Source organism: Pseudochrobactrum saccharolyticum (assembly GCF_008801715.1).
GTDB lineage: Bacteria > Pseudomonadota > Alphaproteobacteria > Rhizobiales > Rhizobiaceae > Pseudochrobactrum > Pseudochrobactrum saccharolyticum.
In genome coordinates, this window is record NZ_VZPG01000006.1 from 61,918 (window position 1) to 77,029 (window position 15,112).

Genomic DNA, 15,112 nt, shown 5'->3' on the forward strand with positions numbered 1-15,112 from the left:
TAACTTGACATGTAATTAGGCACCATACTATATGTAGCCGTATGGATATTCTAGAAATGAAACATCACGCCCTTTTGGGTGCGGAAACACCGGAAAACAGCCATTATCAGAATATGCGCCTGTGTTTTGAGCTGCTCAGTACTGCCAAAATGATTGATCTGAGCTGCGCACAACGCCTCGCCCCTTATCAGCTCTCCGAGAGCCGTTTTGTGATTCTGTTTTTGTTGCAGCAAGAGTCGGAAGGTCTGGCGCCCCATCTTTTGGCAGAGCGTGCCGGAATCACCCGCGCCACTTTAACCGGCCTGCTCGACGGGCTGGAACACGATGGTTTTCTCATTCGCAATCACAGCCAGACAGACCGCCGCTCTATTATCGTGACACTGACGGACAAGGGAAAACAGACCGCAACATCGCTGGTGAGCGATCATTCACAATGGATTGCCTCTCTGATGGCTCCGCTGAATGAACAAGAGAAACAAATGCTCAGTACCTTACTGGGTAAAATCTGGACAGCGGCACAGGAGCCGGCAGACCATGACCAAAGCACCCGTTAAATCTGTCCGCCGCATGAGCGACATCACACCGGAACGGCTGGCCGAGCTGAATAGCGGCACAGCAGAAACCACCGTACTGACGGAATGCCTTGCCATTGATTTTGCACTGCTGATGCAGACTGTTTTTCCGGAAGTACCCGCAGAGCTGCATCAGCAGTTAAGCGGCACTTCGGCTGGTATCACCGCCCGTATGGCACTGGCAGCACAATTACTGCACAGCCACGATATAATCAGTCTGCGTGACCTGAATACATATCAATCAGATACAATTCGCGGCTGGGCCTGTTATTTCATCGCCCAGCAACAGCAGCTTTCCCTGCAAGAAAAACTGGAACTGATCCGCCCGCTTGCCGATGATCATCATTTTGGCGTGCGGGAATGGGCATGGCTGGCACTGCGCAATGATCTGATCGCGCAACCGGAACTGAGTTTCAGCCTGTTGCAGCCTTGGACGAATGATCCGTCCTATAAAATCCGGCGTTATGCCTGCGAGGCTGTCCGTCCACGTGGCGTATGGTGCGCCCATTTCAACCTGCTGAAAACCCAGCCGGAACTGGCACTCCCTATCCTTGAAGCACTGCGCAGTGATCCGGAAATTTATGTGCAGGATTCTGTCGCCAACTGGCTCAATGATGCCTCCAAAACCACACCGGACTGGGTACGCGCCCTTTGCGACCGTTGGCTTCAGGAAAGCGCATCACCTTCTACCGCCCGCATCTGCAAACGCGCTTTGCGGACACTCAACAAATAATCCTCCCCGTAAATGAGACTGATATGACCCATTATCTTGCAGAATTATACAGCCCTAAAGCGGCATGGCTTACCCTGTCACCCGAGCAACGTCAGGCGTTTTTCGCCACAATAGGGTCAGGCATGGGCGGCCTGTCTGAACTTGGCATTGAACCGCTGGCCTTCGGTCAAACCGATTCGTCTCAACTCCATCCGGCACAGCAGCAGTTTTTCGCCATCTGGAAATTCAGTGACAAAGCAGCCGTTACAGCTTTGCTGGAAGCGATTGCGGCTACCGGTTGGCATGATTATTTCGACACGATCAATGCCGCAGGTGAAGCAACAGATATGAACACACATCTGGCACAGCTCGCCGCCTGCTAAACAAAAAATGCCGCGTTTATGGAAACGCGGCATTTCAATAATAGCAGAGATTTTAACCTGCTCACCAGGTTGTCATACGCAGACCTGCACGAATCTGATGCGATTCCAAACTATTATCCGTAATCGTCAATGGCCCGATATTTCCGGCATCGCCGGATGATATACGTGCATAGCGGTAGCCGAAATCAAGTTTGACATTCTCGGTCACATCGATTGCCGCACCGGCCATCAGCGCCCATTGCAGACGCGTCGTATCACGGCCATTAATGTATTCACCAACTGGTCCGTGTACTTTGTAATCGACTTTCGCCATACCAAGACCGGCACCGACATAAGGTGTTACGCCTGAGAAATTACCGATATCATAATAGGCATTTGCCATCACATCCCAGATACCGGCTTCAACCGGCTCACGGCTGACAGTCATCTTGCGATAACCGACAGTTACGTCACCGCGAATATTATCGGTAAACTGATAGCCGACACCACCGCTATAAGCAGCAGTCGCTTTCGTATCGCCGCGTCCTTCGCCCAGCAGGTTATAGCCTTTCAGGCGCGCTTTAACATTGTCAGACGGCACATAGGCAATATCACCGCGCAGATACCAGCCGGAGCCGATTTCAACGGGCTTATAAACGTCCTGCTCGACAGGAGTTGCATAGAGCACCTGATCGAGATCGGCAGCTTGAGCCAGTCCGCTTGCAGCGGATAATGCGAATACTGCAATCACTGCCTTGTGCAATGATGTGAATGAAGATTTGTTCATCATCTGCATCCTGTAATTCTGTTTTCAGTCTCACATGAGACTGAAATACTAAATGGAAATCTGTGCGGACTGTGCTGACCTTTTAAGGCGCAGCACAAATTCACTTACTTATAGACCGGTGTTGTCACATCATTATAAGCGACCGGACGGCTGTACCCGCCAAACTGGTAACGCAGACCAACGCGGACATCGTGAATATCAAAGCTGCGATCAAAACCGCGGCCGATATCTTTTGTTGCACCGAACATTTCACCACCTTCAATGCGGCGGAAACGATAACCGGCATCCAGCTTCAGGCTCTGGGTCAGGTCATAGGAGAGACCGGCCATCAAAGCCCAGGTAAAACGCCAGCTTGCAGAACCGGAATGAACTGTAGAACCGGACTGATCAAAACCAGGATCAATCGTATTGGTCAGATCGCCCCATTTGATACGCGTACCACCGATACCGGCACCGACATAAGGTGTGAAACCGTTGAAATTACCCAGATCAATATAGGCATTGGCCAGAATGGAAAGCGCCGACATTTTTGCTGTGTCGTTAGATACGCAATCGGCATAAGCATTATTGGCTGTGCAGACGCCGCTCGTTGAACCGCTGAACTTCGCGCGGGTCAGATAATCGACGGTCAGATCTGTACGGAAATAATCCGTCACCTGATAACCGACACCACCGCCGAGCAGGAACGAACCTTTCAGTTTACCATCCAGTGAATTTTCACCAAAGCTGGTTCCCGAGCAGGTGCTGCCACATCCCTTGTCAATCGTTGCATAATTGGCACCTTTGAATTTCGCACCGGCATAACCGATATCGCCACGCAGATACCAGCCGCCGACAGGCGCAGGCGGAACAACAACTTCAGGAATGATTGGTTCAGGGATATCTACGATATCCGCCGCAAAGACCGAGGAAACAGAGCCCGCCATTGTCAGCCCTGCAACACCGGCGATAAGCAAATTCTTTAAGTTCATCATAGCGTGTCCTATCGCATTTCCACGGCCATGTAGCACCGGGACGACTATTCTCAGACACACCATAATTCGGAAAGGTTAAATGCTACTTAACCTTGTTTATTCACGATATTTATTAATAATTACGCATGTAACCATATAAAAAAGAGGGGCATTTAATGCCCCTCTTTTTATTGAAAATATTCAGTTTTATATATGAGCGATACAGAGTACCGCATATGAAAACAGGCACAAATTCGTAAATCAGCCCGTTATTTTGCTGCTGTTCTGATTGATGTGATAATATCATCGACGACAGTTTCAACCAGTTTATGGTCGTCACCCTCAGCCATTACACGGATCAGAGGTTCAGTCCCTGAAGGGCGGATCACAACACGGCCGGTGCTGCCAAGAGCATTCTTGCCTTCTTCGATCGCCTGAATAACTGTTTTATTCTCAAGCAATTTTCCGCCGGCAACACGGATGTTTTTAAGAATCTGCGGCACGGGTTGGAATTTACGGCAAACTTCGCTCAGCGGACGTTCCTGCTCCTGCATAACAGCAAGAATTTGCAGCGCAGAGATCAAACCATCGCCGGTCGTACCGAATTCAGACAGCACAATATGGCCGGACTGCTCGCCACCAACATTAAAACCGTTCTCACGCATATGTTCAACAACGTAACGGTCACCGACTTTGGTGCGCGCCAGTGTCAGCCCCTGATCGCCGAGGAAACGCTCCAGACCAAGATTGGACATAATGGTCGCAACAATACCGCCGCCAACGAGACGTCCGCTCTTTGACCAGCTTTCCGCAATCACAGCCATCAGCTGATCGCCGTCAATGATGGTGCCGTTTTCATCAACCATCAGCACACGATCCGCATCACCATCAAGGGCAATACCAACATCGGCGCGGGTTTCATGAACTTTACGGATCAGGCCTTCCGGATGGGTGGAACCGCAATCCTCATTAATATTCGTACCATTCGGCGTATTATTAATGGTGATAACTTCAGCACCGAGTTCCCACAAAGCAGCCGGTGCCACTTTATAGGCTGCACCATTGGCGCAATCGACAACAATGCGCAGACCATTCAGCGACAAATGACGCGGCATGGTACGTTTGGCAAACTCAATATAACGATAAATATCGCCGTCAACGCGTTTCGCCCGACCAACTTCGCCATGGCTGCTCATATGCGCGCTCATGTCATCATCAATCAGCTTTTCGATCTGCAATTCCAGCGCGTCTGACAATTTGTAACCGTCAGGGCCAAACAGCTTGATGCCATTATCATAATAAGGATTGTGCGAGGCGGAGATCATCACGCCAATATCTGCACGCAATGAACGGCACAGCATGGCAACAGCCGGTGTCGGGATCGGCCCCAGAAGAAACACTTCCATGCCCATGGAGGTAAAACCGGCAACAAGCGCATTTTCCAGCATATAGCCCGAACGGCGGGTATCCTTGCCGATCACCACACGCTGCCCCTGTCCGCCATCGCGGAATGACAAGCCTACAGCCATACCGACCCGCATAGCGATATCCGGCGTCATCGGAAAAGAATTAGCCTTACCGCGAATGCCGTCAGTACCAAAATATTTACGGGACATATTCAAGCCTTTTCTTTGCGCAGTGCCATACCTGCCTTATTCTAAAGAACAGAAAACAGGCTTCTCTTAAAACTAGCAATGCAGCGATTTTATATCTCTTGTCAAATATCCAGACCATGAAACTGATCATCTGGTAAACAGATCCGCTCAGGATATTTAAATTGCTGCCTCCGAATGACACAGCGTGCCCGTTCAGATCAACGAAATAAAAAAACCGGGCTTTAAAAGCCCGGTTCTTATTTAACACAGTCGTTACCGGTACAAGTCTTATGCCTGTGGTTCAGGCTTCATATCCTGTCCGGCTTCCGGCTCAGCATCAGGCTTCTTGCGCGATGCACCGGCTTTAGGAACGCCCGATCCGCGCGATGAGGATGAGTCATCACCTGTATCGCGGTTCGGCTTTTGACCGGCGATCAGTTGTTTGATCTCTTCACCGCTCAGGGTTTCATATTCCAGCAGGCCTTCAGCAATGGCGACCCATGCATCATGCTTTTCTGTCAGAATACGGCGCGCTTCAACATAGGCATTGTCAATCAGCTCACGAACTTCCGCATCAATCAGCTGAGCTGTTGCTTCAGAAACATTCTGCGTACGCGATACGGAATGACCGAGGAAAACCTCTTCCTGATTTTCGCCATAGGCAACATAACCGAGCTTTTCAGAAAAGCCCCAGCGGGTCACCATTGCACGGGCAAGCTTGGTTGCCTGTTCAATATCGGATGACGCACCGGATGTGATGTTTTCCTTACCGAATTTCAGTTCTTCGGCAATACGGCCACCCATCATGATTGCAAGGCGCGACACCATCCATTTATAGCTCATGGAATATTTGTCGCCTTCCGGCAGCTGCATCACCATACCCAGCGCACGACCGCGCGGAATGATGGTTGCTTTATGGACCGGATCAGCCACAGGCACATTCATGGCCACAATCGCATGACCGGATTCATGATAGGCGGTCAGTTCTTTTTCTGCCTGCGTCATCGCCGAAGAACGGCGTTCCGCACCCATCATGATCTTGTCTTTGGCGTCTTCAAATTCCTGCATAGTCACCAGACGCTTGTTCCGGCGTGCAGTCATCAGTGCAGCTTCATTGACGAGGTTCATCAGATCCGCGCCGGAGAAACCAGGCGTACCGCGAGCCAGAACTTTCAGATCCACATTCGGTGCCAGCGGTACATTACGCACATGCACTTTGAGGATCTGTTCACGGCCGCTCACATCCGGATTAGGCACAACAACCTGACGGTCGAAACGACCCGGACGGAGAAGCGCAGGATCAAGCACGTCAGGACGGTTGGTTGCAGCAATCAGAATAATATTCTCATTGGCTTCGAAACCATCCATCTCAACCAGCAACTGGTTCAGCGTCTGTTCGCGTTCATCATTACCACCGCCTAAGCCCGCACCACGGTGACGACCGACGGCATCGATTTCGTCGATGAAGATAATGCAAGGAGAGTTCTTTTTTGCCTGTTCAAACATATCGCGGACACGGCTTGCACCGACACCAACAAACATTTCAACAAAGTCAGAACCGGAAATTGTAAAGAACGGCACATTGGCTTCACCGGCAACAGAGCGCGCCAGCAAAGTTTTACCGGTTCCCGGAGGACCTACGAGCAGCACACCGCGCGGAATTTTACCGCCGAGACGCTGGAACTTCTGCGGATCACGCAGGAATTCAACGATTTCTTCCAGATCTTCTTTGGCTTCGTCAACACCGGCAACATCCTGAAAGGTCACACGGCCGTGCGCCTCAGTCAGAAGTTTCGCCTTGGATTTACCGAAGCCCATCGCGCCGCGTGAACCGCCCTGCATCTGACGCATGAAGAAAATCCACACGCCGAGGATCAGGATCATAGGCAGCCATGACAGAAGAATACCGAACAGCGATCCCGAGCCATCGCTTTCAGGCTTTGCGGTAATCGCAACATTTTTCTCTTCAAGGCGGCCGATCAGGCTGGCATCCGAAGGGGAATAGGTCTGGAATGTCGCATTATTATCAGCATAGGAACCGACGATGCGCGGGCCGGTAATGGTGACGGATTTAACCCGTCCGCCCGATACATCTTCAATAAATTGCGAATAAGGAATCTCACGAGACGACGCGCGCTGCGCCGGACTCTGAAACAGGTTGAATAATGCAACCAGCAGGAGAGCAATGATCGCCCAGAGGGCGAAGTTGCGATAATTTGGATTCATCTCGGGTCCAATCGATTACCAACGTCTTTCCGGCTCATCTGCCGTTTTGGCGCTTTCCGGAAAAATATTCAAACCTAACATAGGTTCGATGCACGGCCTTGCCAAGGCGGTGTACAGCTTCATAAGTGATTCTTCTGCATTCTTTGCAGAATTTACCTGTAATTATGGTTGAAAGGCATGGTTAAAAGCCCTTTTACAACCTGTGCGACCTCAAAATCATGGCCGGAAAGCACCCTGTCAAAACAGGCAAGAGTGCGTTTTATCCGAACTTCAGAACTTTGCGGAACCAGACCGGACAATGCAGGAAAACCGGTCACCACCCCGTCACAAAAGACAGCCGGTGCAGCGAGCAAACTGTTGCGGTCAAAATATCCCTGTTTCCCCTCTCCTGTACCTATCTTGTGCTGCTGCAAATAAGCAGACAACTGCTTTTCACTCAGCGCAGCAATGACAAGCAGTTCTGTTCCCTCATTGCGGATATGATAACGCCCGTCCCACAAGGCCTCTTCTTCCCTCTGCAATGGAATTACGGGCAAATTACGTCGTTCACGACGGATAATCGTCCCATGACGGGATTTTTCAATCACACAGCGATGCAGGGTTTTCCTTTGTTTGGCCGGTATTGAAGGTTCATCAAGCCAGTTGGTAAGCTCAGCACAATCCCGCAGTGCCGGTAAAAAAGCCTGCCCGCCGATAGCAGCCAGCAAATAACCCAGTGTCAGCGGGATAATATCCCGATCTGATGCGCCCCATCCGGCAGGTAAAAACAAACTGTCACCGGCAAGCAGCCTGATCTGGCTGTTTTCCTGTTTCAGCAAGTCAGCCACGCGGTGATTATCTGCACGTCTTTGCACTGCTGCGGCATCAATGGCCTGCAACAAAGTTGGCTTATCCAGCATTTTCGCAACCTGCCTCACGCGCGGGCGCTCATAGGCCGGATTCTCATTGCTCGGATCATCCACCCAACGGATATTATGTGCTGATAAAAAACCTCTCAGCTCATCCCGCCAGATATCCAGCAGCGGGCGGCACAGCAGAACCTTCGTTTGCAACAGAGTTTGCACAGCCATAGCGGCAAGCCCGCGCTCAGCTCCGGCAAGACCAGCTGCCAAGCCTTCTCTTTCCCGACGCATCAGATATGTCTCGACCTGATCGTCAGCCGTATGCCCTGTCAGAATAATATCAGCCTTATGCTGGCATGCAGCCTGCACCAGCAGATCATAGCGTGCAGAACGGGCAGCAGACGCAAGACCGCTCACAGGCTTATCACCTGTCCAGCACAAAATCTGATGCGCAATGCCGATATTCTTACAAAACTCAGCAACACCCGCCGCTTCATCAGCAGATTCCGCGCGTAGTTTGTGATCGACAGTCACCGCTACCAAGCGGCATTCCGGTAATCTTTGTTGTAAATAAAGTCTGGCCACTAGCAGCAAAGCCAGAGAGTCGCTGCCGCCTGAAACCGCAACAATCATCACCGACGGATGCTGCCCCGCCAGCGCATTATCAAAGCCTGCAAAAATTCGCGGCAGAAAATCCGGCATTAGCGTAGCGGTGCCACCGTCTGAAATTGCCGTCTTCGCAGCATTCACATCCGTGCCCTGCATCCGGCGTCAGCCCCCTGTGCCATATTTATGAGCAGCGGTTCAGTTTACGCTCTTCATCCGCACGTTTCAGCACTGCCGGAGCGGCTGAAGGGAAACGACTGCTGATTTTTGCCAGCGTCGCACAGGCAACTTCACGGTCATTCAGCTTGGCCATAGCCATACCGAGCTTCAGCATATTCTCCGCACCGCGTTTGGAATCAGGAAAATCCCGCTGATTGTCGATGAAAACCGTAGCTGATTCCGCAAAACGATCCTGTCCGTACAGCGCTTCACCCAGCCAGTAACGGGCATCTGATGTCATCGGATCGGCCGGATAGCGGTCGATATGCGCACGAAATGCCACTTCTGCCGAGCGGTAATCACCGGCAAGAATAAACTGATAGGCGGCATTATAAAGTTCGTTGGGATTGTCGGTCTGCGGCAGGGAAACTGTCTGCTGTGCCGGTTCGTCACTCAGGCTGCCGCCGATTACATTGCCACTGGAATCAAAGCGGATAGAGCCGAGCGCACGCGGAGCCTGCGATGTGACTGTAACCGGCGTTTGCTGACCAGTAGCAACGGAAGCGGCGGAATTATCTGTATTGGCATCCTGTGCAGGCTGAAAATCAGATGAATCCTGAGCGGTGTTGTCATTATCCGCACTCGCCGAAGCCGTCTGGCGCGGTTCTTTATCTGCTGAAGCACCGTCAGAGGATACAGCGGCAGAATCTGCCGCCGCTGTTTGTGTGGATTGATCAGAACCGGCGTCGGCCTTTTTCTTTTTTTCAAGCTCTTCAAAGCGGAATTCATTGTCTTCCTGAATTTTACGCATCTGCTCCTGCATCTGCAAAATCTGGAAGTTCATTTCTTCAAGCTTGCCGGTCAGGTCACGAACCTGCTCCTGCAACTGAATTACCCGCTGATCACTGGCCTGAGCAAAGGCTGTTGTTCCGCCTGTTGCCATAGCCAGCAGCGGCAGCAAACTGACAGCCAGAGCCAGTCTTTTCATCGCTTTCTTCATTCGCAATACCTCATGCGCCCGAATTCTGTTCCAAGGGTCATCATCACATTCTCAGATGGACCGGTTCAATCTTTATAATCTCAGTTGAAATGGTGCAATTGAGTGCGGCCAAATTTTGGCTTTTATGTTCAAACTGAAAAAAGCGACCCTGAGGCCGCTTTTCCCATAAGTCTGTGTCTTTTTTATCGCGCAATTGTTACGAGCAGCGAAAAATGACTTTTTAGCTGCAGATTAGCTGCCGGCACCGTTCAGAACGGTTACTGCACGGCGGTTCTGCGACCAGCAGGAAATATTGTCGCAAACTGCAACCGGACGTTCCTTACCGTAGGAAACGGTGCGCATACGGTTAACCGGCACGCCGCGGGAAGCCAGATAATCACGGGCAGCAGCAGCACGACGCTGGCCAAGTGCTAGGTTGTACTCGCGTGTACCGCGTTCATCCGAGTGACCTTCAACAGTGATCGAATAGTTCGGATAGCGGGCCAGCCACTGAGCCTGACGAGACAATGTCTGCTGTGCATCAGCGCGGATCACGGAACTGTCGAGATCGAAGAACACGCGGTCACCGACATTCACGGTGAAGTCCTGTGCGGAACCGGCAACAGCACCATTGGCACCCATACCGTTCAGACCAAGATCACCTGCATTGTTCGGCAGGTTTTTCTTGTTGGCGCAACCGGCTACGGCAAGCGACAGGAAAAGGGCAACAGCAAACGGGCTGCGGGCAATCGACTGGGAACGGCGCATGGCCCGTACTCCTTAAGAATAATGCGTTTACATGATGTATGACTAACCAGATGATTAATCATATTGAGGTTAAAAACCGTTCAAATAACATGGTTAATTGTTACTTAATCAGCATAAAAACTCAAGATTTCTCCGTCAAAAATCCGTTTTTCGGCTCATTCACAGAGACAGTTTCAAGTGGTTCTTCCCTGATTTCAAAGCGAACCATTTATCGGCAACCTAGAAAGCAATGCGGCAAAAACACGGCTTGTTATCACAAAAGCCTGATTTGACTAAAGCATCAGCCCTCAAAAATAAGCTCTGTGTCCTATTCAGCACACAGAGCTTATCTCAAACTTAATTCAGCAATGGCGACCATGCCGGATCAGAAGCCGCATTCGGCGTCTGGATCTGGCGTTCATTGCGGCCGGTCAGATCAATCGTGTAAAGACGAGATGTACCGCCGCTTTCACGGAAGAACATCAGAACACGGCCGTTCGGTGCCCATGTCGGGCCTTCATTATGGAAGCCGCTTGTCAGCAGGCGCTCACCCGAACCATCGGTTTTCATCACGCCGATCGAGAACTGACCACCGGACTGCTTGGTAAAGGCAATCAGATCGCCGCGCGGTGACCAGACCGGTGTCGAATAGCTGCCGTTACCGAAAGAAACGCGCTGCGGGTTGGAGCCGTCGGCACCCATCACATAAATCTGCTGGCGACCGCCACGATCGGATTCAAATACGATCTTGGAACCGTCCGGCGAATAGGATGCCGAGGTATCAATGGCCTGACTGCTGGTCAGACGGGTGGTTGTGCGCGAACGCAGATCCATCGTGTAAATATTGGCGCTACCATCATCCTGCAGCAGGCTCATCACCACTTTCTGACCATCAGGAGAAAAGCGTGGTGCAATCGTCATGCCCGGGAAATTACCGACCAGTTCCTGCTGTCCTGTTTCCAGCTGCAGCAGATAAACGCGCGGACGGTCACCGGCAAAAGACATATATGTGATTTCCTGACGGCTTGGTGAGAAGCGCGGTGTCAGCACCAGATCTTTACCATTCGACAGGTAACGCACATTCGCGCCGTCCTGATCCATGATAGCCAGACGCTTGACGCGTTTCTGCGCACTGCCGGACTCATCAACGAACACGATACGTGTATCGAAATAGCCTTTTTCACCCGTCAGGCGCTCATAAATCGCATCGGCGATAATATGGGCAACGCGACGCTTGTTTTCCGGTGTTGTGAAAAATTGCTGGCCTGCAAGCTGCTGTCCGGCAAAAGTATCCCACAGACGGAACTCAGCTTTCAGACGGCCATCCGGCTGCTTGGTCACGCGGCCGGTAACCAGTGCCTGCGCATTGATGACTTTCCAGTCTTCAAAACGCGGTGCCACATCCGGATTGCTGATTTTTTCAATGAATGCTTTTTTGTCGATCGGCGCAAAAAGGCCGGAACGCTCAAGATCCGCAGCGATGATAGAGGTAATTTCCGCACCCAGCGCATCACCGGACAAGAAGTCGGTCAGAGCAATCGGCAGCGGGTCAACATTACCCTTGTTAATATTTACTTCCACAACGGCGCGTGCAGGCAGCACTGCAGCCGTGCTCACTGCCGCAGCGACAGCGAGAACTGAAAATAAGGTTTTAAACAGTGTTTTCATGATGGCGTGGACCTCGTTTGTCCTGATCATATTTGGTTCTGTGAGACGTCTCACATGCTTTGATATTGAAGAGCTTCACAGAAAGCCCCTGAAACCGGCGCTGCACAGCGCCGGTCCGTATTTCGTTTAGAACATTTCGCTCGGGTCAAAATTCACGATGACCGTCGCCCAGGTTTCATATTTATCCCGTGGCAGATTGTAAGGCGCTGCACGCATCACCGCACGCCGCGCACTGTCTGCTGCCGCACGGCCAACGATAGAATCGCCGCCCGTATAGGTGACTTCCGGCGAGCCGTTAATCGAGCCGTCTTCGTTCAGCTGCATCTTAACGGTAATACGCAAATCAGCGGCATCGGCCACACCCGAGGGAATGCTCCATTTGTCACTGATCTGACCTTTCAGAGCATCCATTTCCGTCTGGCTGAGTTTGGCTCCGCCGGTCGTTTTCTTGGCACCAAAGGCTTCCTTGTCGGTAGAGCGTTTAGCTCCGCCACCTGCAGATTTCTCACGGTTCAAAAGAACGGCAACCTCGTCAGCCTTCGCATCTTTATCTTTCGACGTATTCTGCGCGGTTGTGCTTGGCTTTTCCGGTTTCTTCTCGTCTTTTTTCTTATCCTCAGCCTTGGCCGTTTCCGTTGGTTGCGGTTTCGGTTTGGCTTCCGGCGCCGGAACACGATCCGGCAATTTGACTTCTTCAGCCTGTTCCGGCTGCTGCGCAATTGCTTCCGCAACAGGATCCGGCTTCACCTCAGCCTTTGGTTCCGGCTTCGGCTCCACTTTTGGCTCCGGCGGCTTCACCGGTTCAGGCGGTTTAACCGGCTCCGGTTTTGGTTCAGGCTTGTTTTCCTGTACAGGTTCCGGCTTTTCAGCCGGTTTTTCCGCAGGTTTGGCCGCTTCTGCGGTTTCAACCGGCTTCGGTTTTTCATTCGGCATCGGCGGTGTTTTCAGATCAAGCTCGCTGTCACCGGCATTTTCCGCCTGCTCAACCGTTTTCGGCTTGGTTGTTGGTTTTGGTGCTGCTTTTTCCGCTTTCGGCGCTTTTTTATCGCCCTGCTGTACCTGTGAAATATCTTCAATCGGTACAATATCGACAGGGAAGGATTCAGTATCAGTCATGTCAAAAGGCTTCGGCGAAGAGAACGAGAACAGTCCCCAGCCGATAATGACCACATGGATGAGTGTTGAGGAAGTCAGACCTGCCTTCATGATGGCGTCAGCTATCCTGCTCCTGGAGGGTCACCAGACCGATATTCTTGAAACCGGCAGCGGAAATACGTGACATCACTTTCATCACAGTACCGTAATCGGCATTTTTATCGCCGCGCACAAAAACGCGCTCTTCATAGCCGGTTTTGGCGATAGCTTCGAGTTTTGGCACCACTTCTGCAATGTCGATCTCGGTTTCCTGCAAATAGACCTGCCCCTTGTCATTCACGGACACGGTAATCGGCTGAGTATCGGCATTCAGCGCCTTGGCCTGCGTATCCGGCAGATCAATCGGCACACCGGAGGTGAGCAGCGGTGCGGACACCATGAAGATAATCAGCAGCACCAGCATCACGTCCACGAAAGGTGTGATGTTGATTTCGCTCATCGGAGCCTTCTTGCTGCCGCGTCTGCGACGACCGCCTGCTCCGCCCTGACTTCCTAATGACATACCCATATCTGGAACCTTCCGGCCTTAATCTTTTGACCTGATATCCGGCCTGAATTTAAAACGACTGACGCACACAAACCGGATAATTTATCCGCGCGGCGTCAGCTTCTCATCAATTTGTCGCGACAGTATGGCCGAAAACTCATCGGCAAAACCTTCCATACGTGCGGTGATTTTTGCCGAGTCTGCGGTCAGCTTGTTATAGGCAATAACCGCAGGGATAGCGGCCAGAAGACCAATCGCCGTTGCAAGCAATGCTTCCGCAATACCCGGTGCCACAACGGCAAGGCTGGTATTTTTGGAAGCGGCAATCGCCATGAACGAGGTCATAATACCGACAACGGTACCGAACAGACCGATAAATGGTGCAGATGTACCAATGGTGGCCAGAAAACCGAGGCGTGATTCCAGCTTGTCGTTTTCACGCGCTAAGGCCACATCCATCGCTTTTTCGATACGCATCTGCAACGCAATCGGGGAACGGGCGCCTTTTTCGAAAGACTTTTTCCACTCGCGCATTGCTGCCATGAAAATGGCGCTCATGCCGGTGGTACGGCGTTCACCGAGATTGCGGTATAATTCTTCCAAAGACTGGCCGGACCAGAAGACCTGCTCAAAACGCTCAATCGCACTTGTTGCACGGCGATAGGCCAGTGTCTTGTCGACGATAATCGCCCATGTCCAGATTGAGGCAGCCAGCAAGCCCAGCATGACCAGTTTCACAACCCAGTTGGCCTGCATGAACAGTCCCCAGAGACTGACATCAGCTGTATGTGCTGCAATGGGTAGCGTTTCCATTTGTCACCTGTCCTCGAATCCAAACGCCCGGCTCATCACCGGGCGGCAAAAGCAAAACGGTTCACCGCGCAGTTTTCTGCGTAACCGTTTCGATCTGTTGTTACCTTAAGCGGTCCGGATGCATTGTTTGCCTGCACGGCCCGCCGAATTGCTTTGCGCCGTATCTGCATAGTGCCGGACACAATCTTGTGCATGACCGGCTGTTTTGCTTTTTACGGTTAATTTTGGTGAAAGGAAGGCGACAGGCAGATTCATGCCCTCACCTCTCCGTCTTGGACTAAAGATGAACTATTATGGTTAAAGATAAGTTAGGATTCGCACTATTGCGGGCAATTTTACGTGCTGCGCCTGATTTTCCGGTGCCGGTTTGTGAGCCAGCACCACATTCAGCACTGCCTGCGCGATCACACCCGATTTTTGAAATGCCGCAGGATTATGCCCGCCCAATT

Annotated in this window: 14 protein-coding genes; 3 read left to right on the top strand and 11 right to left on the bottom strand. The window is 51.6% G+C overall.

Annotated features, from left to right (window positions below; genetic code table 11):
• The first annotated feature begins 56 nt into the window (after window positions 1-56).
• Genes F7P81_RS15760 through F7P81_RS15770 form a run of 3 tightly spaced genes read left to right on the top strand, consistent with a single transcriptional unit; the run spans window position 57 to window position 1,667 of the window.
• Complete coding sequence (locus F7P81_RS15760; RefSeq protein WP_246176156.1) at window positions 57-554, top strand: MarR family winged helix-turn-helix transcriptional regulator; 498 nt, start codon at window positions 57-59, stop codon at window positions 552-554.
• Window positions 535-1,305: a DNA alkylation repair protein gene (locus tag F7P81_RS15765; protein ID WP_151160240.1), complete on the top strand. Its 771-nt coding sequence runs from the start codon at window positions 535-537 to the stop codon at window positions 1,303-1,305. The genes F7P81_RS15760 and F7P81_RS15765 overlap by 20 nt, the downstream gene beginning before the upstream one ends.
• A 23-nt stretch (window positions 1,306-1,328) precedes the next feature.
• Complete coding sequence (locus F7P81_RS15770; protein WP_151160241.1) at window positions 1,329-1,667, top strand: DUF6616 family protein; 339 nt, start codon at window positions 1,329-1,331, stop codon at window positions 1,665-1,667.
• 61 nt (window positions 1,668-1,728) lie between these two features.
• Here the strand turns inward: F7P81_RS15770 and F7P81_RS15775 are convergent, their stop codons facing one another.
• The 11 genes from F7P81_RS15775 to tolQ form a co-directional block, all read right to left on the bottom strand.
• A complete protein-coding gene (locus tag F7P81_RS15775; protein WP_170265302.1) occupies window positions 1,729-2,436 on the bottom strand; it encodes an outer membrane protein in 708 nt (235 codons plus the stop codon).
• A gap of 101 nt (window positions 2,437-2,537) precedes the next feature.
• Window positions 2,538-3,404, bottom strand: coding sequence for an outer membrane protein (locus F7P81_RS15780; protein ID WP_028233531.1), 867 nt, complete (start codon window positions 3,402-3,404; stop codon window positions 2,538-2,540).
• 251 nt (window positions 3,405-3,655) lie between these two features.
• Window positions 3,656-5,002, bottom strand: a complete 1,347-nt coding sequence (gene glmM, locus F7P81_RS15785; RefSeq protein ID WP_151160243.1) for a phosphoglucosamine mutase — start codon at window positions 5,000-5,002, stop codon at window positions 3,656-3,658.
• A gap of 267 nt (window positions 5,003-5,269) precedes the next feature.
• Entirely contained in the window at window positions 5,270-7,207 is a 1,938-nt protein-coding gene (gene ftsH / locus F7P81_RS15790; protein ID WP_075657311.1) for an ATP-dependent zinc metalloprotease FtsH, read from the bottom strand.
• 152 nt (window positions 7,208-7,359) lie between these two features.
• Entirely contained in the window at window positions 7,360-8,814 is a 1,455-nt protein-coding gene (gene tilS / locus F7P81_RS15795) for a tRNA lysidine(34) synthetase TilS (RefSeq protein WP_151160244.1), read from the bottom strand.
• Between the two features lie 25 nt (window positions 8,815-8,839).
• Window positions 8,840-9,814, bottom strand: a complete 975-nt coding sequence (gene ybgF / locus F7P81_RS15800) for a tol-pal system protein YbgF (protein ID WP_022710536.1) — start codon at window positions 9,812-9,814, stop codon at window positions 8,840-8,842.
• Between the two features lie 231 nt (window positions 9,815-10,045).
• Window positions 10,046-10,561 (bottom strand): peptidoglycan-associated lipoprotein Pal, encoded by a 516-nt coding sequence (pal, locus tag F7P81_RS15805; protein ID WP_022710535.1) that lies wholly within the window; start codon window positions 10,559-10,561, stop codon window positions 10,046-10,048.
• A gap of 336 nt (window positions 10,562-10,897) precedes the next feature.
• Window positions 10,898-12,208 carry a Tol-Pal system beta propeller repeat protein TolB gene (tolB, locus tag F7P81_RS15810; RefSeq protein ID WP_022710534.1) on the bottom strand — a complete coding sequence of 437 codons (1,311 nt, stop codon included), beginning with the start codon at window positions 12,206-12,208 and terminating at the stop codon, window positions 10,898-10,900.
• A gap of 126 nt (window positions 12,209-12,334) precedes the next feature.
• Entirely contained in the window at window positions 12,335-13,414 is a 1,080-nt protein-coding gene (locus F7P81_RS15815; RefSeq protein ID WP_022710533.1) for a hypothetical protein, read from the bottom strand.
• A 7-nt stretch (window positions 13,415-13,421) separates the two neighbouring features.
• A complete protein-coding gene (tolR, locus tag F7P81_RS15820) occupies window positions 13,422-13,871 on the bottom strand; it encodes a protein TolR (RefSeq protein WP_151160245.1) in 450 nt (149 codons plus the stop codon).
• 81 nt (window positions 13,872-13,952) lie between these two features.
• A complete protein-coding gene (tolQ, locus tag F7P81_RS15825) occupies window positions 13,953-14,663 on the bottom strand; it encodes a protein TolQ (RefSeq protein ID WP_022710531.1) in 711 nt (236 codons plus the stop codon).
• Window positions 14,664-15,112: the final 449 nt, after the last annotated feature.